This window comes from Bacteroidota bacterium (genome assembly GCA_020402865.1).
Classification (GTDB): domain Bacteria; phylum Bacteroidota; class Bacteroidia; order Palsa-965; family Palsa-965.
The window spans coordinates 41,638-64,994 of record JADBYT010000010.1; the positions used below are offsets into that span (position 1 = coordinate 41,638).

19 protein-coding genes are annotated in these 23,357 nt (G+C 48.3%); 13 read left to right on the forward strand and 6 right to left on the reverse strand.

Annotation, left to right across the window (positions count from 1 at the left end; all coding sequences use genetic code 11):
• Nucleotides 1-350 precede the first annotated feature (350 nt).
• Complete coding sequence (locus tag IM638_08215; GenBank protein ID MCA6363009.1) at nt 351-1,388, forward strand: T9SS type A sorting domain-containing protein; 1,038 nt, start codon at nt 351-353, stop codon at nt 1,386-1,388.
• Nucleotides 1,389-1,449: 61 nt separating this feature from the next.
• Here IM638_08215 and IM638_08220 read toward each other — a convergent pair whose 3' ends face one another.
• Nucleotides 1,450-2,700 carry a T9SS type A sorting domain-containing protein gene (locus IM638_08220; GenBank protein ID MCA6363010.1) on the reverse strand — a complete coding sequence of 417 codons (1,251 nt, stop codon included), beginning with the start codon at nt 2,698-2,700 and terminating at the stop codon, nt 1,450-1,452.
• Between the two features lie 260 nt (nt 2,701-2,960).
• On the opposite strand from IM638_08220, the gene IM638_08225 reads away from it, so the two are divergent.
• From IM638_08225 to IM638_08255, 7 genes are all read left to right on the forward strand, one after another.
• Nucleotides 2,961-4,259, forward strand: coding sequence for a T9SS type A sorting domain-containing protein (locus IM638_08225; GenBank protein MCA6363011.1), 1,299 nt, complete (start codon nt 2,961-2,963; stop codon nt 4,257-4,259).
• Between the two features lie 294 nt (nt 4,260-4,553).
• Nucleotides 4,554-5,673, forward strand: a protein-coding gene (gene prfB / locus IM638_08230; protein ID MCA6363012.1) for a peptide chain release factor 2 whose coding sequence is annotated in 2 segments (ribosomal slippage) — nt 4,554-4,607 and nt 4,609-5,673 — 1,119 coding nt in all. Because the reading frame shifts where the segments join, the coding sequence is not laid out codon by codon here.
• A 1-nt stretch (nt 5,674) separates the two neighbouring features.
• Complete coding sequence (gene arsC / locus IM638_08235) at nt 5,675-6,031, forward strand: arsenate reductase (glutaredoxin) (protein MCA6363013.1); 357 nt, start codon at nt 5,675-5,677, stop codon at nt 6,029-6,031.
• A 13-nt stretch (nt 6,032-6,044) separates the two neighbouring features.
• Nucleotides 6,045-7,205 carry an AAA family ATPase gene (locus tag IM638_08240; GenBank protein ID MCA6363014.1) on the forward strand — a complete coding sequence of 387 codons (1,161 nt, stop codon included), beginning with the start codon at nt 6,045-6,047 and terminating at the stop codon, nt 7,203-7,205.
• A complete protein-coding gene (locus IM638_08245; protein MCA6363015.1) occupies nt 7,205-7,777 on the forward strand; it encodes a hypothetical protein in 573 nt (190 codons plus the stop codon). The genes IM638_08240 and IM638_08245 overlap by 1 nt, the downstream gene beginning before the upstream one ends.
• 19 nt (nt 7,778-7,796) lie before the next feature.
• Nucleotides 7,797-9,194, forward strand: a complete 1,398-nt coding sequence (fumC, locus tag IM638_08250) for a class II fumarate hydratase (protein MCA6363016.1) — start codon at nt 7,797-7,799, stop codon at nt 9,192-9,194.
• A gap of 90 nt (nt 9,195-9,284) precedes the next feature.
• A complete protein-coding gene (locus IM638_08255; GenBank protein MCA6363017.1) occupies nt 9,285-9,902 on the forward strand; it encodes a hypothetical protein in 618 nt (205 codons plus the stop codon).
• Between the two features lie 11 nt (nt 9,903-9,913).
• Here IM638_08255 and IM638_08260 read toward each other — a convergent pair whose 3' ends face one another.
• From IM638_08260 to IM638_08275, 4 genes are all read right to left on the reverse strand, one after another.
• The gene (locus IM638_08260) at nt 9,914-10,405 is read right to left on the reverse strand and encodes a hypothetical protein (GenBank protein MCA6363018.1); all 492 of its coding nucleotides are present in this window, start codon (nt 10,403-10,405) and stop codon (nt 9,914-9,916) included.
• Nucleotides 10,406-10,410: 5 nt separating this feature from the next.
• The gene (locus tag IM638_08265; protein ID MCA6363019.1) at nt 10,411-11,499 is read right to left on the reverse strand and encodes a mannose-1-phosphate guanylyltransferase; all 1,089 of its coding nucleotides are present in this window, start codon (nt 11,497-11,499) and stop codon (nt 10,411-10,413) included.
• A gap of 24 nt (nt 11,500-11,523) precedes the next feature.
• Nucleotides 11,524-12,777, reverse strand: a complete 1,254-nt coding sequence (locus IM638_08270; GenBank protein ID MCA6363020.1) for a pyridoxal phosphate-dependent aminotransferase — start codon at nt 12,775-12,777, stop codon at nt 11,524-11,526.
• Nucleotides 12,778-12,964: 187 nt separating this feature from the next.
• On the reverse strand, nt 12,965-13,861 hold the full coding sequence (locus IM638_08275) for a SprT-like domain-containing protein (GenBank protein MCA6363021.1): 897 nt from the start codon (nt 13,859-13,861) through the stop codon (nt 12,965-12,967).
• A 168-nt stretch (nt 13,862-14,029) separates the two neighbouring features.
• On the opposite strand from IM638_08275, the gene IM638_08280 reads away from it, so the two are divergent.
• Both IM638_08280 and IM638_08285 read left to right on the forward strand, forming a co-directional pair.
• A complete protein-coding gene (locus IM638_08280; protein MCA6363022.1) occupies nt 14,030-15,379 on the forward strand; it encodes a DUF4932 domain-containing protein in 1,350 nt (449 codons plus the stop codon).
• Nucleotides 15,380-15,474: 95 nt separating this feature from the next.
• Nucleotides 15,475-16,497, forward strand: a complete 1,023-nt coding sequence (locus IM638_08285) for a hypothetical protein (GenBank protein ID MCA6363023.1) — start codon at nt 15,475-15,477, stop codon at nt 16,495-16,497.
• 65 nt (nt 16,498-16,562) lie between these two features.
• On the opposite strand, the gene IM638_08290 is transcribed toward IM638_08285, so the two are convergent.
• Nucleotides 16,563-17,195 (reverse strand): peroxiredoxin, encoded by a 633-nt coding sequence (locus IM638_08290; GenBank protein ID MCA6363024.1) that lies wholly within the window; start codon nt 17,193-17,195, stop codon nt 16,563-16,565.
• 171 nt (nt 17,196-17,366) lie between these two features.
• Between IM638_08290 and IM638_08295 the strand changes: the two genes are divergently transcribed.
• The 3 genes from IM638_08295 (at nt 17,367) to IM638_08305 (ending at nt 23,346) form a co-directional block, all read left to right on the forward strand.
• Nucleotides 17,367-17,927 (forward strand): hypothetical protein, encoded by a 561-nt coding sequence (locus tag IM638_08295; GenBank protein MCA6363025.1) that lies wholly within the window; start codon nt 17,367-17,369, stop codon nt 17,925-17,927.
• A gap of 79 nt (nt 17,928-18,006) precedes the next feature.
• The gene (locus tag IM638_08300) at nt 18,007-20,709 is read left to right on the forward strand and encodes a DUF3352 domain-containing protein (protein MCA6363026.1); all 2,703 of its coding nucleotides are present in this window, start codon (nt 18,007-18,009) and stop codon (nt 20,707-20,709) included.
• A 102-nt stretch (nt 20,710-20,811) separates the two neighbouring features.
• Entirely contained in the window at nt 20,812-23,346 is a 2,535-nt protein-coding gene (locus IM638_08305; protein ID MCA6363027.1) for an OmpA family protein, read from the forward strand.
• The last annotated feature ends 11 nt before the right edge of the window (nt 23,347-23,357 follow it).

Consider the following 23,357-nt stretch of genomic DNA (forward strand, 5'->3'; position numbering starts at 1 on the left):
CTGCGTTAGTTACAGTCTTAATAACTACAGACTGAATTATCCGCATACAATAACCAGATAACTTTTAGAAATAACCACTTACTATTTTATTGAATTTAGTCCCCGTCAATTTTTCACACACAGATAAGTCTGCACAGGTAAAAACTGTATATCAGATCGCTAAAAACACGACAGACATTAGTATTGAAGAAAAATAAACAACCCGGTTATCATATTTCCACAAACCTAATCATTTAGTTTATTTAGAATTATTGCTAAATAAATTTAGACAATCGTATTAGATTATCCAGTTAACAAAAGAAGATAACCTACGGGCGCATCGAACTTATTTTTGAAAATAAAAACAGACTATGAAAGTTAAACATTTACTCATTCTCGCCACTTCAATTTCTACGATTCCGTTACTTGCACAGCGCCAAACCGGTAACGCCCTAGCGGTAAATCCGGTTTCAGGCCAGAGTAATCAACCCGCTACACAGATGGTAGCTTCAACAGACACCATTGGTGCAGGTTTTGACTGGTCAACGGGTACAGCAGTTATATACAGTGTAGGAGTAGCAAATGGTGGTGGATTCGTAACCGGCACTAATGGTTATGGCGACAAGCAAAAGGTACAGGTATTTGATCCTGGTCAGCCTGTGGTTGTAAACGGAGCCATATACTGGTTTGGAGCTAAAACCGTAACCACATCCAACAGTGTAGTAAATATGCGCATATATGCTATTGATGCACTTGGCAATTCCACCACTTCCCCCACAAGCACAAGTTTTGACACTCCCTGCCCGGGAACCGCAATTGTATCAGATGCAGTTCCTCTTTCTCAGGTGGACACAAGTACGTCTTTAACTTCTGCATATGTACACACCTTTTCTACCACACCGTATCTGGGAGGAGCCTTTGGAGTTGGCTTCGATATAAGCAATGTTCAATTTGCTTCTGGCGATACACTAGGACTTGTATCTACATCCGACGGCGAGTTTGCCCAAGATGATTACAACTGGGAACAATGGTCTGACAATAACTGGTTCTCATTTGCCAGTGCCGCGTCATGGGAAGCAAAATTCGAACTCGGAATATTTCCGATTGTGGAATTAGGTACCGGTGTGCAGGAAACACCGTTTATAAACGGTGCTAAACTAGGTATTGTATCCGCCAACCCGTTTACTGACTTAGCTCAGGTAAGCTATTCATTGAGCAACGAGACAAAGAATGTAACGCTGATGCTTCTGGATGCTACCGGTAAAGTGGTACAAACAACTCATTTGGGCGATCAGCCAGCCGGGCAGTACCTGCACAATATTGAGGGAGCAAACCTTGCTGCTGGTGTTTACTATCTGGCGTTGAATGCCGGAAGTGCAAACATTGCCGTGAAACTGATTAAGCAATAACCACTGCATAAAAAAGGGGGCTGCACAATTGCAGCCCCCTTTTGGTAATAGCTAATGCAGCTTAGTGCTTCACAACAATTTTAGAAGACACTTTAGCAGCACCTTCGGTGCGTACGTTTACGATGTAAGTACCTTCGGCAAGGTTTTCGGTGTTGAGTGCAACACGGTATTCGCCCTGACCACGGTCACCTTCGCGCTGGCTCATTACTACGCGGCCGGTGAGGTCGGTTACTTCGATGGTTACATCGGCATCATTCTTCAGGCTGTAGCCTACGAAGATTTCGTTGTTTGCCGGGTTGGGCCAGGTGCTGGCAGCAAGGCCGAGGTTAGCTTCTTCGATACCTACTACTTCAGATACTTTGAACTCGATAATGTGGTTCTCGTAAGCGAAAGCGGTGGTGTAAGCCCACTCAGGAATGAAATAACCATTCCAGCCGTTGGGGTTGAAGTCGTAACGAACAGATACCGGCAGTGCGTATGAGCAGTTCATGTCTGAAGTGCCGTCGCTGATGATACCGTAGAATGTGGGATCGGTACCGAGGCCGTTGTTCTCGTACGAAAATACGTAGAACGAGTTTTTCTGCTGAATAGAATCGGTAGCGGTGTAGGTATAACCGGGCTTGTAGCTTACTACAACACCAATGCGGTTACCGGCAGCCTGCTGGGGAACGTTTGAGGTGTTGATGAAGATCTCAGCAGGAGAGTTTGAGCTGTCTGACTCGGTGAGCAGAATGTTATAGGTAGCAAGTACCTGCGACTGGGTAATTGAGTTATTTGAAAAGGTGTAGGTGATGTCCTGATAGGTAGCGTTGGTAAGATCCCAAAGCAATGAAGCATCATGTCTGATGATTTGCACCTGAAGGGTATCGGTTACTGAAGAAGCGGTGTTGCGCAGGTAACCATAAACAATACCTACTGAATCAAGCATGTAGGGAGTAGATGCAGAGATACCCTGAACAGGCATGTTTTTGGGATCGAGCATGGTAGCGCCTTTGTGGAACTGCGGGTATGCAGTTTCCCCGGTGGTGTACTGACCAACGATGATGTTTGAATCGGGGAAAATGAGCATGAAATCAGCAGAAGCCAGACTAGCAGAAGGACCTGCGTTGGGATCATCAAGCTGAAGTGCGTAGCACAGCCAGTAAGAAGCGCGGTTGTCTTCGTTCATCTGAGCACGGAAACGTGAGGTTTGTTCAGTGCGCAACTGGGGATTGTTTACTGTACGGGGTGCTGAAACCTGATTGCCGGCACGCTGCGCATTAACAGTAACTGCAGCGAGGCCTGCCAGAGCAAGCATGTAAATTTTTTTCATGTTTTTTGAAGCTAAATGTTTAGACTGTATTCAACTAACAAAACTAATAATTAGTTCCATTTATCTAACATTTAGCCGGTTTTTTTTGCCGCTTTTAATCATTAAATTAACAACCACCTGTAAAATTAAGCCACCCGACTAACCCTTAAGTTGCACCAATTATCAATTTAATCGGCAAAAAAACGGCTGTCGTCGCCTAAATCTAAAAGTAAGTTCATACCTTCATAACCTAAATGTTCATCTATTAAACCGGTAACTACATGATTAATAAAACTACTCTTTTCGTACTGGCGGTTGGCATTGCCGGTACTGTGTTTGGCCAGCAGGTTCAGACTGTGAATAAAACCTACCCGGCTGTTACAAAACAAGCTAACGTAAATTGGCCTGCTTACAAACAGAAATTTCAGCAAAATGGCAACCGTACTACCGAAAGCTACTGGCTGAACTACGGTATTACCATGGACAACATTAATGGTGGTTTGGGCGAAGTAAACGCCAACTACCTCTGCACCGACTCGCTTATGCTTGGCGAATTTGGCGCAGGTAACTTTAGTGCAATCTGGTTACATAATATTGGCGATGTACTTGACGTGTACTCCGACAATTTTCAGGCGCAGGATGGTATTTCCTGGAATTCGTGGAACAGCTATACGGTTGACTCCATGTCTATCCTCTACCTCTATGAGCGTAACCACCCCAACACCTCAATTACAGACACACTGATTGTTGAGCTGTACACCAATGCTACAGCCGCCAACATGCCCACCTATTATTTCACAGGCATGGCTGCCGACTATGGCAGTGATACGCTTTACTTCAAAGCCATGCGGTATTTGTATTTGTCGAACTCAGTAAATGCAACTGGCAAAACCGTAATTAAAATTCCTTTGACTGCAGCGGATACCGCTTCTGCCGTACTTGGCGAAAAATTCTGGGCGGCCAACTTATCGGTACCCGGTGGCAGACTTGTAGGCACCTCGATCACCTTTAAGCCTGGCTACAGCTATGCACTTGGCGATACAATTGCCAGCAAAAATGCATTCTTCTTTGCCAGCATTGAAGAAAACGGTGCCAGCACTTTCCCCACCTATGTGTACTGCCCCAACTCGTCAAATCCGAACTGCGACTGGAACGCTTCACACATTGTACCTACCGATGTGCGTTATAACCAGAACCAGAACTGGAACGGTTTCTTTATTCCGGCCTATGCCTACACCGATCCGTTTGCGTTTGAGCACCACCTGATTACTTACAAAGTAACTTCACTCAACGTAGGTGTGCAGGAAGAAATTCCCGCCAACATCGGCCTTTCACAAAACGTACCCAACCCGGCTACCGGCGAAACCACCATCCGCTACACACTTGAAAATGGCGGCGACGTACAGCTCGACATTTTTGATGTAACCGGTAAAGTGGTAATGAGCTTTGACCAGGGCACACAGGCTGGCGGAAGCTACCAGATTAACTTCAACACCAGCAACCTTGAAGCCGGTGTGTATTTCTACACCCTGAATGTGGACGGACAGAAAGTGACCCGCCGCATGGTGGTAGCTGACTAATAAAGTCTTTTTACACGTGAAACGGCAGCCTGATTTTACATGGCTGCCGTTTTTTTTATGGCTTTTTGGAACGCCAGACGGTATGAATAAATAGCCCCGACAGGAGCGGCACCCCGCAGGAGCTCCCGCTTTTTTGCGGGGGCGACGAGGAGTATAGCGGATGGCGGGGACAGGTGTTTTTTTACTGCTTCCCCGGTTCGCTCCTGCATAAGAGCCTGTTAGGATTTTTCTTAGTAACAGGCTCTAAGAATAATTCCCCCTTACGCAGCCGTGCTTTTTGTTACCTTTGCGGCCATGATTACGATAGAACAAATTAAGGAATTGGCCGGGCGTCGGGATGCGTTAAGGAGGCATCTTTGACATCGATGGGAAACTGTTGAAAATAGCCCAGGAGGAAGCGCAAAGTCAGGCTGCCGGTTTTTGGGATGACCCGAAACAGGCCGAGGCGCTGCTGAAGGAAATAAAAAAGAAAAAGAACTGGACCGAAGCCTTTGCCGGGCTGGATGCCGCCGTGGAAGATCTGAACGTGATGTTTGAATTTTTCAAAGCCGGTGATGCCAGCGAGGCCGATCTTGACGCGCAGTTTGCCGAAACGGTGACCAAGATTGAAGACCTGGAGTTCCGCAACATGCTGAGCGGCCGCGAAGACCACCTGAACGCCGTGCTTACCATTAACTCCGGCGCAGGCGGCACCGAAAGTCAGGACTGGACGTCGATGCTGATGCGCATGTATATAATGTGGGGCGAGAAAAACGGCTACAAGGTAAAAGAGGCCGACCTGCAGGAAGGCGAAACGGCCGGTGTAAAATCGGTGACGCTTGAGTTTGAAGGCGAAAATGCCTTTGGCTACCTGAAAGGCGAAAACGGTGTGCACCGTCTGGTGCGTATTTCGCCGTTTGACTCGAATGCGCGCCGCCACACCTCGTTTTCGTCGGTTTACTGCTACCCGCTTATTGACGACACGATTGACATTGAAGTGAATCCGGCCGACTGCGAATGGGAAACCTTCCGTTCGGGCGGAGCGGGCGGACAGAACGTAAACAAGGTGGAAACCGCGGTACGCCTGTATCACAAGCCCACCGGCATTATTATTAAAAACCAGGAATCGCGTTCGCAGCACACCAACCGCGACAATGCCATACGCCTGCTCAAGTCGCAGCTTTATGAAATAGAGATGCGCAAGCGCATGGAGTCCACCCAGGCGATACGCGGCACAATGAAAAAGATTGAATGGGGATCGCAGATACGCAACTACGTGCTGCACCCGTACAAACTGGTAAAAGACCTGCGCACCGACTACGAAACCTCTGACGCGCAGGGCGTGCTTGACGGCAATTTGAACGACTTTATCAAAGCCTACCTGATGGAATACGGCGCAAGCTGGAACACCGAACTGGCAACCGATAAGAAGTAATATGGCCAAAGCTAAAATAACCATCTGGCACAACAACCGCTGCGCAAAAAGCCGCGAAGCCATGTGTGTGCTGGATGAGTTGAACGCCGAGGTGACGGTGATTAATTACCTCACCGATACCCTTACCGAAGACATGCTCAATGATCTGCTGCAGAAACTGAATATTTCTGCGGCAGAGCTTGTGCGTACCAAGGAGCCGTTGTTTAAGGAGAAGTTTGCGGGGAAGAAAATGACGGAGAAGCAGTGGGTGAAGGCGCTGGTGAAATATCCGGTGCTGATTGAGCGGCCGGTGGTGGTGAAGGGGAAGAAGGCGGTGATTGGGAGGCCGGTGGAACGGGTGTTGGAATTGGTTAAATAATTACTTTTATAGCATGAGTAAGGAAAGAATTTACCTCAAAAGGGCTTCATTAAGCGGCTATCGAACGCTTATTGATACTCAAATTGACTTTAAACCGGGGTTGAATATTATTATTGGTAAAAATAGCAGTGGAAAAACTTCTTTCCTGGATTTTTTAAATGCGAGTTTGAAATTTCGTTTATCCGAATCTTTCAATAATTGCAAAAGTGACATTACAATCTCGTCGAAACATGAGCTGAGAATTGTTCAAGAAAACACCACTGAAAACATTGGAGGTGAAGTTTTCATTGACCGAAGTAATGAAAGTTATTTTATTGACAATATACCTTACACATCTGAGGAAAAAACACACCCAAGTTTGTTTTTAATGGAACAAGAATCTTTCGTTTTTGTTCGGCAAATCAGACATGGCATACCAGACCACATATATAGCTGGACTCTACCGGAAGAAGTCTCAATTAGTATTAACCCTTCCGCTAAGCGCCCCTTAATCCGACTCATTCCATCAATTACTGGAAATGGAATAGTTCCACGATTTTTGCTTTCAGCTATTTCTGAAGTTGCTGTTAAAAACACAAACTTAGACATCAATAACATTGATAAAATATTGAGGTCATCTATTAATCAATACTGCGAACTATTTTCTCGCAGACTAAGTCTATTTTCTTCAATAAAAGAAATAAAACTTTCTGAACAATTTAACGTAACCTTAGACAAGGACAACAATGAATTAAAGATTAGCAACCTGTTTTTTTTATTCTACACAAATAACAGTTGGCTGTCACACAATCAATTATCTGACGGTTCAAAAAGAGTCTCATATATTATTTCTGAATTTATTTCGGATCCCAACGGGTTTAACGGGGCAATATATTTAATTGAAGAGCCAGAACTTGGAATACACCCCCATCAATTACATCAATTAGTTACATTTCTCAAGGAAGAATCTTTGCATAAACAAATTATAATAACCACACATAACCCACAAACGCTAAATGTGTTAGACCAGGACGAGTTGGATTCAATCATTATTTGCAGTTACACGAAGCAATCAGGAACAACTCTAACTCACCTAACCGAAAGGCAAAAAGAAAAGGCAATTGCATATATGCAAGAAGTTGGCTATTTGAGCTTGTATTGGCTTCATTCTGACTTAGAACCTGACGATAACTAATGAAACGAATTGCCCTTATTGGGGAATCGCCCAATGATACAAAGTCAGTAGCTGCACTCCTGAGCAAGAGGTATGAAAAGTATTGTACTTTTTTTACTATGCTAAACAACATCAGAGGTGGAGAATTAGATGATATTAAGTCAGGAAGTGTATTAATCAAAAAAGTACGGATTGAATATCAAATTGAGAAGCCTGATCTGGTAATTATTATTCGGGATTTGGATGCCTTAGAAAATGGAGATATAAAGCACCGAAGACGGCGAATTGCTTCTTATGCCCGAATCAGACGAACTTTAAATAAAAACACAATACACCTGTTAAGCATTTATGAGATAGAGGCGCTATTGCTAGCAGACACCAAACCAATTAACGACAAATATGGTGTTTCGATAAGTTATTCTGACGATCCAATGCTTCAACATGACCCTAAAGGTTATATACAGAAACGATGTGCTTATATAGAAAGCGAAAGCCCTGAATTGTTTGAAAAGTTAGACTTTAATAAACTTTTAAAAGTTCGGTTCTTCGCCAGTTTTATCAATTCGCTGGAAAAGAAAATATTAACTACATAAAATAACACCACACCCAACAATGAACTACCGCATAGAAAAAGACACCATGGGCGAGGTACAGGTACCTGCCGATAAATACTGGGGCGCACAAACCGAACGTTCGCGCAACAACTTCCGCATTGGCCCCGAGGCCAGCATGCCCAAGGAAATTATTTACGCTTTTGCCTACCTGAAAAAAGCAGCCGCCCACGCCAACCACGATCTTGGCGTGCTGGATGCCGCAAAGCGCGACCTTATTTCGCAGGTGTGCGACGAAATTCTGGCAGGTAAGCTCGACGAGCAGTTTCCGCTGGTAATCTGGCAAACCGGTTCGGGCACGCAAAGCAACATGAACGCCAACGAAGTTATTGCCTACCGCGGCCACGTAATAAGCGGCGGACAGCTTACCGACGAGAAAAAGGCACTGAACCCGAACGACGATGTAAACAAGTCGCAATCGTCGAACGATACCTACCCCACGGCGATGCACATCGCGGCCTACAAACTGACGGTTGAAAACACCCTGCCCGGCCTGCAGCGCCTGCGCGACAGCCTTGCCAAAAAATCGGCCGAGTTTGCAGGTATTGTAAAAACAGGCCGCACCCACTTTATGGATGCCACGCCGCTTACACTGGGTCAGGAATTTGGCGGCTACGTGCAGCAGCTCGACAACAGCATGCGCGCTGTGCGTAATGCCCTTGAAATGGTGCGCGAACTTGCGCTGGGCGGCACCGCAGTAGGCACCGGCCTTAACACACCTGCCGGCTACGATGTGCTGGTAGCAAAGAAAATTGCCGAGTTTACCGGCCTGCCGTTTGTAACTGCGCCCAACAAATTTGAAGCACTGGCGGCACACGATGCCATGGTGGAACTCTCGGGCGCACTCAAGCGCGCGGCAGTGGCGCTTATGAAAATTGCCAACGACATCCGCATGCTCAGTTCAGGCCCCCGCTGCGGCATTGGCGAAATCATTATCCCCGACAACGAGCCCGGCTCATCCATTATGCCTGGCAAAGTAAATCCCACCCAGCCCGAAGCCCTCACCATGGTGTGCGCCCAGGTAATGGGCAACGATGTGGCTGTGAGCATTGGCGGTTCAAACGGACATTTTGAACTCAACGTGTTCAAGCCCCTCATTGCCGCCAACGTGCTGCAGAGCGCCCGCCTCATTGGCGATGCCTGCGTATCGTTTACCGAAAAATGTGCCGACGGCATACTCGCCAACGAGCCGGTAATTAAACAGCATCTCGAAAATTCACTCATGCTGGTTACTGCCCTCAACCCGCACATCGGCTACTACAAAGCCGCCGAAATTGCCAAAAAAGCACACAAGGAAGGCAAAACACTCAAAGCCGCCGCCGTAGAAACAGGCTACCTCACTGCCGAAGAATTCGACCAGTGGGTACGCCCTGAAGACATGACCGGCTCGCTGAAATAACCACTTGCCAACTCGTTTACACCGCAGACCGGTTCCGCAATACCAAAGCAGGGCCGGTCTGCGTATATTTACAACGAAGATGCTGCGATAATGAATGCCTCACTCCTACTCCGCCTGCTTGTGTGCACCGTATTGTGCGCCACTCCCGTGCTCAAACTCGCTGCACAGGCCGACACTGTATTCAACCCCAAAAAAGAAGTGGTGTTTGAAAACAAACGCTTCCGGGTTTACAACAACTGGATAAGCGGCGGCGCCGGCCCGGCATGGCATTCCGACAATCCGCGCACACAACTTGCACTTGGGCTCAACTTCAACTTTCACATCAAACAGTACTATTTCCGCTTCGGCGGTATGTTTTCAGGCGACCGTTTTGGCACCTGGAACAACTACAACGTACATGCAGGATATATTTTCAAGCGCCACGAAAACGAAAAAAGAAACATCGCCTACCTGGCCGGAATAAGTTACAATACCGGTTACCGGTTTATTTATGCCGGACATTACGACGGAGAAAACCCTTATCAGAAAGCGGGCCTTTACCTCGAATACCAATACATCCTTAAACTCAACTATGACTTTGGCGTGGGTGCAGCTCTTTTTGCCGACATCAACGACCTGAATCAGATTGTGGGATTGCGTGTGGATGTATTTTTCTCAGGAGCGTACCGCGGCTATGTGCGCGGAAAGGAACCGGTAAAGCGTAATTAATCCTGCACCAGTTACTTTATCCGATCGTAATACTGAGAAGTATCTCGCGTGTTGGCTTTGGTGAGGTTATACAAATGTGCATCACCAATAATAAATGAAGCAGTAATGGGGGCGCTTACTACTTTAGGCGTGGCACCGTTTGCATACAACTCCGGAAAAAGTTCGTCAGGCTGGTAGGTTCTGCCATCTTTAATCAATTTCATCACCAGAAGCGTATCATCCACAATTACCCAGTCGCCGATAGCGACCAGATAGCTTGTATCTTTCTCCATGGCTTTACCGATAAACACCAGCGTCGAGTCGGGTCGTACTTTTAAGGTTACTTCACGGTTATTCCACTGGCTGTGCGAGTGCCAGTTACCAATTACCTCAGCAGGTTTATAACTCAGCACTTTTCGGCCCCCGGCCGTGGTATCAGGAATTATGGTTGCCTGACGGGGTGTGGGCTTGGGTTTGCATCCAGCCAGCAGAAGCAGCGAAAAGAAAATGAAGATCCTAAGCATGGTTATCAAACAAATTTATCGCCACGGGCCACTTTCACATCATTCACAAATGTGCGTATCTGCTGCTCGTCCTGCTTTTTGCAAATGAGCAGAATATTATCAGATTCCACCACAATGTAATCATCCAGCCCTTCAATAACCACCAGTTTATCTTTGGGCACGTGAACCACACAATTCTTTGTATCGTACAGCATCACCTGTTTTCCCACCACGGCATTCAGGTTTTCATCCTGTTTAATGTGTGTGTAAAGCGAGCCCCAGGTGCCCAGATCAGACCAGCCGATGATGGAAGAACGCACATACACATTATCGGCCTTTTCCATAATGGCGTAGTCGATGGAAATGTTTTTGCACCGGTTGTAGGCATCGCGCAAAAACTCGGCCTCTTCGGTTGTGTTCCATTTTCCGGCACCTTCGTTGAAGATACCCGCCATTTCCGAGGCGTGTTCTTCAAAGGCTTTCATAATGCTTTTGGCACTCCACACAAAAATGCCCGCGTTCCACAAAAAGTCGCCGCTGTCTAAAAAGAACTGCGCCATTTCATGGTTAGGCTTTTCGGTAAATGTTTTCACCTTTTTGATGCGCTTATCAAGTTCGAGTGCATCCGACTGGCGAAACTGTATATAGCCGTAGCCGGTATCGGGGCGTGTGGGGCGGATACCGATTGTGATTAAGCAATCAGAGCCTGCGGCTTTGGTCATACAGGCTTTGATTGCTTTTTCGTAAGTTTTTTCTTTGGTAATGAGGTGATCAGACGGAGCCACCACCATAACCGCATCAGGATTGAGCGAGTGAATTTTCCATGCCGCATAGGCTACACAGGGGGCAGTGTTTTTACGGGCGGGTTCAGCAAGAATATTTTGCGGGGGGATACCCGGCAATTGTTCACGTACAAGATTGACATACCCCTCATTGGTGACCACAAAAATATTTGCGGGATCACACACACGCAGTGAGCGGTCCCAGGTTTGCTGAAGCAGCGTGCGGCCTGTACCGAGTACATCAATAAACTGCTTGGGATGTGTGGTGCGGCTCATTGGCCAGAAACGCGACCCCACACCGCCTGCCATTATTACACAATACTTATTATTCATTTCACTCAATGCTAACCTGTATAATCAAACGAGACGGTTAAGTGCAGCCTCAAGGCTGTTGATGATTACAGCCACATCTTCGGCGCGGCAGGTGCCTACCGAGAGACGATACCAGCTTGAATCGGCCGAAGCACCAAAGGCATTGAACGGCACTACGGCAATTTTAGCTTCATCAAGTATATAGCGTGTTACATCGCGTGTGGTGGCAAGTACATTGCCTGCAGGTGTTTTTTTACCGTGCAGCTGAAGCTGAATGGTAAGGTATATGGCCGCTTCGGGCGCAATGGAATCAACCGGATGCCCTGCGGCTTTAAGGCGTTGAATGCCTTCGTGAAATCCGTTGAGACGGGTAAGCACCTCGCCACGTATTTTATCGAGAAACGCATCATACTGCGGCAGGTTGCTCAGGTAGCGTGCCGTAGCCATTTGCTCGGCTTTGGGCGCCCAGGCTCCCACGTGCGAGAGAATGGATTTCATTTTATCGATCACTGCTTTGGGGCCCATAGCCCAGCCCACACGCACACCGGTAGCCGCAAGCGATTTCGAAATGCCATCGACAAAAATGGTGTAAGGGCGCATTTCTTCGCGCAGTGAAACGGGGTCGTAGTGTTTGGTATTGCCAAAGGTGAGCGCCCAGTAAATCTGATCGTACATCACATAAAGCGGCTTGCGGTTTTCGGCAAGGCGCTTTTGATTCTCAGCGATTACCAGCTCGCAGATGTCGGTAAGATCTTTCTGTGAGAATGTGGTGCCCGTAGGATTAAGGGGCGAGCAGAGTGCAAGCAGCGCAGCATTGCCAATGTACGGAGCAAGTTCGGCCGCTGTGGGCATAAACTTGTTTGCCGGTGTGGTTTCAATACAAATCTGCTGCGCGTAACTGCCGGTGCTCAGGTGTGTATAGTGGTTGTTGTTCCACGACGGAACCGGGAACAGAATTTTATCGCCGGGATTAATGAGCGTGCGGAAGATGGCGTAGATTACCGGACGTGCGCCGCCGGCAATGAGAATTTCATCAGGCGCATAGTTCAGACCCTGACGCTGGCTGATGAGGTTTGAAACGGCTTTGCGCAGTTCAAGCATACCATCGGCTGCTGGGTAGTTTGTTTCATCGGCCGCATAGGCATCCACAATGGCCTGTTTAAGTTCCTGCGGAATAGGGAAAATTTTCGGATTGAAATCACCAATAGTGAGGTTGTAAACCGTTTCTCCGTTGCGGATTTTTTCATTGACTTCACCGGCAAGTTTGATGATTTCGGAACCGATGAGCGACTCCGCCATATCCGATACCGGAAGCTGTGCGGGCGAGTGTGCAGAAACTGTACTCATTGAAATATGCGTTAGCGGCTTTTGTGCAGGCTTAAAAGCCGCGCAAAGATAGCAAAATAGGCCGCAGCTGCAATCTGATTTTTCATGCTAATTACCCGGAAAATCAGATTTACTACCAGAAGGCTAAACGCCTGCAAACTCAGCCTATCCTTCGCACAAGCACAGCCGGACTAAAACGCACTACGGCACCGGTAACAACCACTGTGCACTGAAGGTGTATATGTACGGCAGTGCCTTTTTTGTGGACGATACCGTTTAGTTCAAACAGCGCGCCTTCGGGCAAAGCTGCCAGCGGCACGCGCTCTTCAGCAGGCGGAGGCAGTGAGGGAGCTGCGGATGTTTCGGGAACTGCGGATGTGTGCAGTGGCCGCGCAGGAGGAGGAATACTGTGTGCGGCCACGCGTGGCGGCATCTCCTCACGGTGCTCGGGCTCTACATCGGCCAGTGCGCTAAACAGGTATTTGCGCCGCGTATCAAGCTCTATGCAGAGATAGCGCGTGCGGCGTTTTTCGCCTTTGCGGAACCGGCGGCCGTTGTACATAAACACGGCATCAAAGGGAAGCGTTTCGAGATGAATGTATTTTGCCTGCTCATCGTCGTGCCGGCGCAATGTGCGCATGAGCTGCAAATCCGAGCAGCTGGTGGCAGCCGGGTTTTGCATGTAACTGATAATGGCCGCACGCACATCAGCGGGAAACACGTCGAGCCGAATTACCGGCCGCATCAGGTCTTTAAATGCCGTCTTCCATTCTTCGCCATGCGGCTTTACGCGATGCCCGTGCCGCTCATACGTAAGCAGGTGCGCAACCTCATGCACCAGCGTAAGCAAAAACGCATACGGATTCAAATCGTGATTAATGGTAATCTGATGATTGGTCCCCGGCAGCGGTGCGCGGTAATCGCCGTATTTCGACTGGCGGCTGCGTTTAATTTTGAGTTTGAAATCAAACTGCACAATCCATTCCGCCATCATGGGCACAGCCGCTTCGGGAATGTACTTCCGCAAAATGGCCTGATTGCGCTCGGTTTGATTCATATTCATTTACACAAAAATAAATCAGCCGTAAGTTGTTTTTGAAATGCAACAGGCAATTTCATCGACCGGTTATTAACATAGAAGCTGATATGTTAACGAACTATAAATTTTAATCCGGCTGTAACCTCTCCGCATAAGTAGCCGTCATATTTACAAACATACATTCCCATGAAAACGCTGATACTTACCACAGTGCTTGTGGCTGGCGTAGCCTTGACCAGTCTGGCCGCCCCACTTCCCCAGCCCATCAAACCCGCCGGCCGTCTGGTGTGTCTGAACGACACGCTCTGGCTTCAATCGCCCGAACTCAATCTGAAACAGGCCTACCGTGTAAGTGAGGCCGACTCAGTACTGCGTTTCAACTTCGGCTCACAACAAATGCCTTATACATTCGGCATCAGCAACGGAAGGGAAACCATCAATTTCCGCCACAGCGATTTACCGAGGGTAAAGGTGGAAGTAAGCAACGGTTCGCGCATGGTAAACGTATATCTAACCGCGTTTATGAATCCTGAAGCAAAATTTACAGAGGAACATAAACTTCAGTTCAACAATCAGGTTCTTGCCGAGGTGCCCGAAGTATATGAGCTTACCAATATTCTGCTTTCGCTTACGCCGCATTGCCGCCGTAATGCCGGATTGGTTGACATGCAGAAAGCCTACTACAAGGAAGTACAAACTCATTTTGCCATGTTCGAAGGCTCGCCGCTGGTAGATGCATTGAGTAAGGCGCTCGACGAAGATCCCGGCATGTATCTTTCATTCCGTAATTCGGGTTTTGGCTATACATTCAAATTCGATGAGCTTGTGGAAACAGCCGATTACAAAAACTTCAACGGCCGTTTGGGCATACGCGATTTTAAACTGCAGATTGAAGATTTTGCCAAACGATCAGGCTTCCGCAAGTTTTATGCGCGGCATAAAGAATATTACAATCAGCTTGCTGCCACACACAACCAGTGGGTAAATATGAAAGACATGAAAAGCTGGCTCGAACAGCGTTACCCGGCACGTTTCAATGCTTACCGCGTTATTCTTTCGCCGCTGGCCGGAAACAGCCACCAGATACACACTTTTGACAACAACAAATTCACTGAGGCGGTTATTTTCACTTATTCAGCAGATGCCGCAAACCTGCGCAAGGAAACCGCAGCTGCCACGCGCTACAACCTCTGGAAAATGATTTTTACCGAGCTGGCCAAAGCGTATGCACAACCTGTAGCCGAAGCTACCTCGCTCAATACCGCGCAATGGAACTCCGGCAGTAACAACCGCACGGCCAACGAAACCTTCAATGCCTACATAACTGCAGGTATGCTCGCACTCTACATGAACGACCACATGAACGCCACCGATTTTACAAGCACGTATGCAATGCTGATTGAAAGCATGGAAAAAGAACAGGGGCTGATAAAGTTTGGTGCATTTTCAAACGAAGCACTTGCACAACACCGGAAGGGTGTGGCAGATGCAAACACCCTGCACAGCAATATGCTGGGGTGGATGAAAAATAATTAGTATTTGCTGGGAACCGGTAAAAAGATGCGGCCGTCAGTATGGATGGCCGTATCTTTTTTATTTTTAGGCGTTACTCATCCAAACACCCCAAAAACATGACACGCCTGTTACTGCTTCTGCTGCTTATTCCTTTACAGCATTTTGCCCAGCAACCGTTTCCGTTTATCAACGGCACTTGGCTGCGTACCGATATGCGGATAGACGGAAAGTCGCAATCCCTTTCGGGACAAGTACACAAGCGCACTTTTACCGACAGAAGCATCACACACACCATGCGCGACTCGGTCACAAAGTCAACACGGCAGTGGCACGAAATGTATCGTTTTATACATGACTCATGCTTTATTGCGGTACATGGTTACGAATATTCGGCTACCTGGGTAAGCAGTAATTTCAGACCCGAACACATTTATTGCATCAAACTCCTCACCGATTCACAGCTTACACTTACAACCTCAGAAGGTGGCACACCGATTGAATTACAATTTCGGAAAATTGCCACTGAGTATGTGAGAGACTTTGAGTTAAACATAAATGGCAACAGCAATCAGCAACCGGTTTCAAAAAAACGCGAGCCATTAATTCTTCAAAACACACGCGATACCGGCAGATTCTATACGATTGATCCGTGGCAGCAAGCTGAAGTTTCGTTCGAGTTCCGGAGCGAGGGTGAATACATTTATCTCGAATTCACCGGTTATATTTATCGTGCCACAGACTCTACTGTGTATATCAATTTCAGTTCGAAAAGATATACGAACGATGAAACGAATAATTCGTGGGAATACACAACAAGTAAAGACACGGTTGAAGAATATCTGATCAGTAATTTAGTATCGGTAACGAACAATACGATGAGGCGTGAAATGTGGAAAACAACAGGTGGTTTCTTTATGGCAATAGGCGCAACTGCCGCATTGGTAGCAGCTCCGCTGGCAGGAATAGGATTCAGGCACGATTTTGAAATTAACGAGAGGCGCTATTATAACGTAGCCGTGCCCGGACTGGGTGCATTTTTTACCGGTATGACCCTCGCAATTTTAGCACGCAACAAAACCTACTATCTGCAACTCGAAGATCATGATATTGATAAGCACCTCTGGAAACCTGTGAAATAAAATTTCATTCAGAAAAAAATCCCCGGCACGTCTGTACCGGGGATTTTTGTTTATGCGTGGCACGCTTAGTTCATGGAAAGGTATTCGGCCACGCCGGTGTGTGTGGCGTTCATGCCGCTTTTTCCTTTTTGCCAGTTGGCGGGACAAACTTCGCCTTTGTCTTCGAAATACTGAAGCGCGTCAACCATGCGCAGGGCTTCGTCAACGTTGCGGCCGAGGGGGAGATCGTTTACAAGCTGGTGACGTACTTTGCCTTCTTTGTCGATCAGGAAAAGGCCACGGTAGGCAATAAGTTCTGAAGTGGCGTTAAAACGGCCGTTTTCATCGAAATCAAATTCGCCGTTAAGTACGCCGTAGTTGTAGCTGATGGTTTTGTTGGTATCGGCCACAAGGGGATAGGTGATGCCCTGAATGCCGCCTTGTTTTTTGCTGAGTTGCAGCCAGCCCCAGTGCGACTGTTCGGTATCGGTAGAGCAGGCCACCACGGCTACGTTGCGGGCTTCAAACTCGGCCAGTTTTTCCTGAAATGCATGAAGCTCGGTGGGGCATACGAATGTGAAATCTTTCGGGTAAAAGAAGAATACCACATACTTTTTGCCCAGATACTGATCGAGGCTGAAATTTTCTACAATTTCCTCGCCGTTGATCACAGCAGAGGCGTTGAAGGCAGGTGCCTTTTTTCCAACTAATACTTCCATAATTGTGTGAACTTGAATTGTGTTTGGCTCACGTGGTTGATACCGGATGCAATTTTGCAGCGGCATTTCACGGTTTCGCGGCGCAAAAGTAAGGGGTTTTTATTCTTGCGCGATGTGACCAATATCACGAATTTATTACCTTAACCCAGAATCATACTAATCCCTGCATATATGCTGCACGTCACCCATATATTAATCAGCCCGCTCAGTCCCAACGAAATAAAAGAGAAACTAAGTGAAAAAATGCTTCCTTTTAACGTTGTGAAGCGCAAGGAAAATGCACATAAAATTTTAGAAGGAAAAATATCAGGTAATTCATTCGAACTGATTAACCGTGATACGGATATTAAGGATATGCAGCCTTATATTAAAGGTAAAATCGAACTCTTTGATGATAAATCCAAAATTACACTCAGATTTGGTCTTGTTTCTGCCGACAGAATTGTATTGATTTTAAGCTGGCTCTTGTTTCTGCTTTGTATTCTGGTTATTCCGATATTAAATTATATGTCGATGAGTAATGGTGGTGTTTTTACTTCTGGTGGATTGATACTGATAGCGGTTGGATATTATACAATGAGAAAAATCAACAACCTTAATAAATCATCGGCAAGGGATCTTAACTTGCTTATTGAATTGTTTGATTCAGATGTAATTACTTCCGATGATTTGCTAAGAATTAATAATGAGAAAGAGCCGGAAGGACCCTGGAAGTTGAAAAATGTAAAATAGCATCAACAATTCCTTATTCATAAGTTCCCAAACCGGCGGGCAGCCGTAAAAGGCGTTCCTGTATTTTTCGGGTTGGAAAATGAGTAAGCGTAACCGGATACTGCTAATTGCGCTGGGTGTTTTGCTGCTGGGCGGCGGCGTGTTTGCCTGGCTTCGGCTGGCCGCGCTTAAAACGCCGGTGCGCAATGCGCTTGAGGCCGTGCCCGAAAATGCGTGGTGCATCATTTCCAGCCGCGATCCGCAGCAGCTTTGGGAAAAACTACGCCGGGGCAACCTCATCTGGGAAGAAATTCAAACCCTTCAGTGGAGCCGCAGCGCCACCAGCGCAGCCGTTACTGCCGATTCATTGCTGAAAGCGGATGCCGGCCTGTCAAGCTGGCTCAGCGGCAACACCACGTGGCTTTCGCTGCACCACAGCGCCGCCGGTACGGATGCCCTTGTGGCTGTGAGTCTTACTGCCGCCACCGCCGAAAGCGATGCCCTTCAGTTTCTCCAAAAAGCCGCCGGCAAAACACCTGCCACTGAAACCGTGCGCGGCAAGGCCAGGCTGCTTACGCACCCTAAATGGACGGCTGCGGTATGCGAGGGCATTGTGCTTATTTCCTCACAGCCTGCACTGGTAAACGCCGCCATTGATCAGCTCGAACGCAAACATTCGCTGCTGAACGATGACGGTTTTGCGGCCGTGCTTGAAACGGCAGGCAAAAATGTACCGGCCAACATTTACCTCCATTGCGCCCGCACCGGCGATGTGCTGGCCTCACTGGCCGGAGAATCCGCACAGGCCGAAATTGACCTGCTTCAGCACACCGGAGGATGGATGGAACTTGATGCCACCCTGCGCCCCAACCTGCTGCTGTTAAACGGATATACAAATGCAAGCGATTCGGCAGGGCATTTCCTTGCGGCCTTTGCCGGACAGGAACCGCAACGCACCGAAGTGCAAAGCGTACTGCCTGCAACCACGGTATTGTTTACCAGCTATGCGCTCAGCAACTTCAGCCTCTGGCTCGAAGAGTTTGACAAACAGCAGCAAAAAACCGGCGGTGCCGCTGCCCGCCGCGAAGCACTCGACAAGCTGCACAGCGCCTATGGCTTTGATGCCGAAAACGACCTCGGCACCTGGCTGGGTAATGAAGTAACACTTGCCCTGCTGCCCAATGCCGACGGCAGCACCGAACCGGTGGCGCTGCTCAGCAGCAGCAGCACCGGACTGGCACGCGAAAGCCTCGCCCGCCTGAGCGGTGAAACCGAAGCCGACACCAGCGGGAACAACATCAGCATGCTGCGTGCAAACGGCATGCTGCCCGCCGTATTCGGGCACTTGTTTAGCAGTTTGCACACCTGTTCCTACACGGTAGTGCAGCAATACGTGGTGTTTGCACGCAGTGCAGAAGTATTGCAGCGCATTACTGCGGCCAACGAAAGCGGTAAAACACTGGCCCGCGATCCTTCCTACACCGACTTTGCCTCTAATCTCGGCGAAGAAGCCACACTTGCCATTTACGCCGCCGGCGGCCGTTGCAGCGATCTGCTGCGCAGCAAAGCAGATAATGAATTTGAAAGCCTGCTGCGCAGCAATATGCTGCTGCTTGATAAATTCGACGGCGTGATGCTGCGCTTCAGCGCCACCGAACAAAACCTGTTTTTCACCAGCGCACAGCTTCGCCACAATCCGCAGTCGAAACAAACTCTTTCCTCGCTTTGGGAAACTCCGCTCGATACAACCGTGAGCATGCGCCCGCAACTGCTCGTGAACCACAATACTGAAGGGCTTGATGTGTTTGTGCAGGATGAGGCCAACACCATTTACCTGATCAGCAGCACGGGGAAAATTTTCTGGAAGAAAAATATCGGCGAACGGATTCTGGGAGAAGTGCAGCAGGTAGATGCGCTGAAGAACGGCAAACTGCAAATCTGCTTCGCCACCGCATCGGCTATACATGTAATTGACCGCAACGGAAATAATCTTGCACCATTTCCGCTTAAACTTGCAGCCAAAGCCAGCTCACCATTGCGGGTAATGGATTACGACAACGACCGGAACTACCGTTTGCTTATTGCCTGCACAGATAAGCGCGTTTACAATTACACAATAAAAGGCGAAAAAGTAGAAGGCTGGAAGTTTGCCCCGGCAGCCGATGTGATCGTTACACCGGCACAACACTGCGCCGTAAGCGGTAAAGACTACATTGTATTTGCCGACCGCAGCGGCCGCGTGTATGTGTGCGACAGGCAGGGCGGGATTCGTATAAACCTGAAAGAACAGCTGCCCGCGCCGCTCGATGCATTTACGCTGGAGCCCGGCCGCGACCTTGCACAAACACGGCTGGTAACAGCCGATACGCTTGGCAATGTGGTGCGCCTTTCACTAAGCGGCAACCTCGAACGCCTGCATGTGAGCGATTTCGACAGCCGCCCGGAGTTCAGTTATGGCGATGCGAACGGCGATGGCAGCCGCGAATACATTTTCACGCACGGAAAACGCCTGCAGGTATTCGACCAAAGCAAAAAACTCATGCTTAATCAGAGTTTCGACGGCCAACTCAATGGCCGGGCACAGGTATTCAATTTCGGAAACAGCAATGTGCGTATTGTAGTGAACAGTCAGCAAACAGCACGCTTACACCTTATTCATAATTCCGGTGCCGAATCAGCCGGAAGCCCGGTTACGGGGCAGACCCCTTGCAGCATTGGCCGACTTAACAGCACCACCACCTACACGCTGGTATGCGGCGCAAACGGGCGCTACATCTGCGCATGGCCGGTAAACATTGACTAAACTTGATGTTGTTACAGATAAAACGAACACATCGCTTTTTAGTTAAGCTGGCTCACAACGCCCTATTTAACTATCTTTGCCACACTTAACCAAACCTAAGTTATGAAACGCACTACAGCATTCCTTCTGCTGCTGCTTGGTCTGTTGCCTTTTACGGTAAATGCCCAGCAGGATTTCATAGGCTACACCGCTACCAATTATGCCGGTGTAAACGGTATCGACCTGAACCCTGCTTCAATTGCCGACAGCCGTTTCAAAGTTGACATTATGCTTACCGGTGTCAGCTTTGGTCTTAGCAACAATTACATTGGTCTTCGCAAAACAGCGTTCGACAACCGTGTGGGGCCGCTGCTTCCGCCCGACAGCACCAGCGCATTCCCCAACTTTGAGGATTCGCTCTTTACCGATCGTTATTTGTTTCGCCGCACGGGCGATTACAATAAATCGGTTTATTTCAGCAACCGTGTGCACCTTCCGTCATTCATGATTACACTGAATGAGAAAAATGCACTGGCTTTCACCGGAAGCATCCGCACCTATCTCAATGTAGATGGTGTAGGTGAACCGCTTGCCGAACTGGCCTACTCCGGTCTGGAAAACAGCCAGAACTGGTTGCAGCGCATCGAAAACAAACAACTCAGCATCCAGTACATGACCTGGGCGGAGTTTGGTGTAACCTGGGGCCACACACTGGTTGATCAGAAACAGCACTTCATGAAAATTGGTGTGCGCCCGAAATTGTTGCTTGGTCTTGGCTCGGCTTATTTCTTTGCCGACAACCTGCAATATCTCGTACAGAACGATTCGACACTTACCTTCTTCCGTTCTGAAATCCGTTACAGCCACTCCGACAATTTTGAATTCCCCGATGGCCAGCAGCCCAACTACCGACTTAACTTCAACAGCCCCGGCATTGGTCTCGATCTTGGTTTTGTATATGAATGGCGACCCGATTATCAGAAGTACAAGTACGACATGGACGGCGAAACCGATTTGTGGATGCGCCATAAAAACAAATACAAGCTCCGCGTAGGTGCATCGCTCACCGATCTGGGTTCAATTAAATTCCAGAAAGGCGAATTTGCAAACGACTTTATTGCCGATGTAAATTCGTGGAATGTAAACAACCTTGAGTTCGATTCAATTCCCATCCGCGCATTTGACGATACACTGCGCAACCGTTTCGGAGCGGGCTCGACCACAAATTCTGCCGGCGACTACCGCATGAATCTGCCGCTGGCATTCAGCTTCCAGATTGACTATAACATCTGGAAAGATTTTTATGTGAACCTTACTCCGTTCTACGCATTCCAGTTCCGTAAAAATGCCGAGAAAGTGCATGAGCTTTCACGCATCAGCCTCTCGCCGCGCTGGGATCATAAATGGTTCGGCGTATGGGTACCGATGACTTTTGATCAGCACCGCAACTTCAACATTGGTACCGGTGTAAGACTTGGGCCGCTGGTGCTGGGTACCACCAACCTCAGTCCGTTTATCATTAAGAAAGGCGAACACGGCAATAAAATTTTGTACGGTGCGGATTTCTATATGGCGCTGAAAGTACCCATCCACTACAAAGCCGTTCGCGACCGCGATAAGGATAAGGTATCTGACAAAAAAGACAAGTGCGTAGATGTACCCGGCGTATGGGAATTCCTCGGATGCCCCGACCGAGATGGCGACCACGTGCAGGATTCGGAAGATATTTGCCCCGATGAGCCCGGCCTGAAACAACTTAATGGTTGTCCTGACAAAGACGGCGACGGCATTACCGACAAACAGGATGCCTGCCCGGATGATGCCGGTCCGCAAGAGTTTAACGGTTGCCCGGATAAAGACGGCGACAAAATCATCGACAAAGAAGATGATTGTCCCGAAGAAGCCGGCCTGCCCGAATTTAAAGGCTGCCCGGATAAAGACGGCGACGGTGTAATGGACAAACTCGATCTGTGCCCTGAGAAAGCAGGTCCGGTTGATAACGAAGGCTGCCCCGAAATTCGTTTGCACCTCGTAAACATTGCAGGTCAGAGCATGAACTCTGTACGTCAGGCCAAAGACGGTTCGTTTACATTCGAATCACTGCCGGCTGACTCTGTATGCGTGTTCCGTCTCGACGGTGAGAATACACAAGGCACCAACGATGTACGTGTAATTGTAAACGGCAATTCAAAACGTGCCATCCGCAGCCTGAGCGACGGCCTGTTCCGTTTTGATATTCCGAAGCCGGTGAAAAACAACCTCAAGCCCATGGAAGTGCCTGATGTAGTTGTTCAGCTCACCCAGCAGGAAGCCGAAATCCTCAAGAAAGCATTCGATAACCTCGAGTTCGAAAGCGGTAAAGACATCATCCGCGCTACTTCTTACGCATCGCTCGACGAACTTGCCGAACTGCTCAAGAAGAAGCCGAACTGGAAGCTGAAGATTTCGGGCCACACCGATAACGTGGGCAAACCCGCCGCCAACCTCAAACTGTCTGAGAAACGCGCCAAAGCCGTTAAAGCCTATCTGATGAAGAAAGGCGTTTCGGAGTCGCAACTCAAGACTGAGTGGTTTGGCCAGACACGTCCCATTGCGCCCAACACCACGCCGGAAGGCCGTCAGCGCAACCGTCGCGTGGAAATGCTCATCATTGAATAAGCATCTCACCA

Excerpts from the sequence above, each read along its gene's own strand:
- IM638_08270 (MCA6363020.1), bottom strand. The coding sequence starts at position 12,777 with ATGGCGGAGTCGCTCATCGGTTCCGAAATCATCAAACTTGCCGGTGAA.
- IM638_08290 (MCA6363024.1), bottom strand. The coding sequence starts at position 17,195 with ATGGAAGTATTAGTTGGAAAAAAGGCACCTGCCTTCAACGCCTCTGCT.
- IM638_08275 (MCA6363021.1), bottom strand. The coding sequence starts at position 13,861 with ATGAATCAAACCGAGCGCAATCAGGCCATTTTGCGGAAGTACATTCCC.
- fumC (MCA6363016.1), top strand. The coding sequence starts at position 7,797 with ATGAACTACCGCATAGAAAAAGACACCATGGGCGAGGTACAGGTACCT.
- IM638_08225 (MCA6363011.1), top strand. The coding sequence starts at position 2,961 with ATGATTAATAAAACTACTCTTTTCGTACTGGCGGTTGGCATTGCCGGT.
- IM638_08255 (MCA6363017.1), top strand. The coding sequence starts at position 9,285 with ATGAATGCCTCACTCCTACTCCGCCTGCTTGTGTGCACCGTATTGTGC.
- IM638_08265 (MCA6363019.1), bottom strand. The coding sequence starts at position 11,499 with ATGAATAATAAGTATTGTGTAATAATGGCAGGCGGTGTGGGGTCGCGT.
- IM638_08280 (MCA6363022.1), top strand. The coding sequence starts at position 14,030 with ATGAAAACGCTGATACTTACCACAGTGCTTGTGGCTGGCGTAGCCTTG.
- IM638_08240 (MCA6363014.1), top strand. The coding sequence starts at position 6,045 with ATGAGTAAGGAAAGAATTTACCTCAAAAGGGCTTCATTAAGCGGCTAT.
- IM638_08285 (MCA6363023.1), top strand. The coding sequence starts at position 15,475 with ATGACACGCCTGTTACTGCTTCTGCTGCTTATTCCTTTACAGCATTTT.
- IM638_08245 (MCA6363015.1), top strand. The coding sequence starts at position 7,205 with ATGAAACGAATTGCCCTTATTGGGGAATCGCCCAATGATACAAAGTCA.
- arsC (MCA6363013.1), top strand. The coding sequence starts at position 5,675 with ATGGCCAAAGCTAAAATAACCATCTGGCACAACAACCGCTGCGCAAAA.
- IM638_08305 (MCA6363027.1), top strand. The coding sequence starts at position 20,812 with ATGAAACGCACTACAGCATTCCTTCTGCTGCTGCTTGGTCTGTTGCCT.
- IM638_08260 (MCA6363018.1), bottom strand. The coding sequence starts at position 10,405 with ATGCTTAGGATCTTCATTTTCTTTTCGCTGCTTCTGCTGGCTGGATGC.
- IM638_08215 (MCA6363009.1), top strand. The coding sequence starts at position 351 with ATGAAAGTTAAACATTTACTCATTCTCGCCACTTCAATTTCTACGATT.
- IM638_08220 (MCA6363010.1), bottom strand. The coding sequence starts at position 2,700 with ATGAAAAAAATTTACATGCTTGCTCTGGCAGGCCTCGCTGCAGTTACT.
- IM638_08295 (MCA6363025.1), top strand. The coding sequence starts at position 17,367 with ATGCTGCACGTCACCCATATATTAATCAGCCCGCTCAGTCCCAACGAA.
- IM638_08300 (MCA6363026.1), top strand. The coding sequence starts at position 18,007 with ATGAGTAAGCGTAACCGGATACTGCTAATTGCGCTGGGTGTTTTGCTG.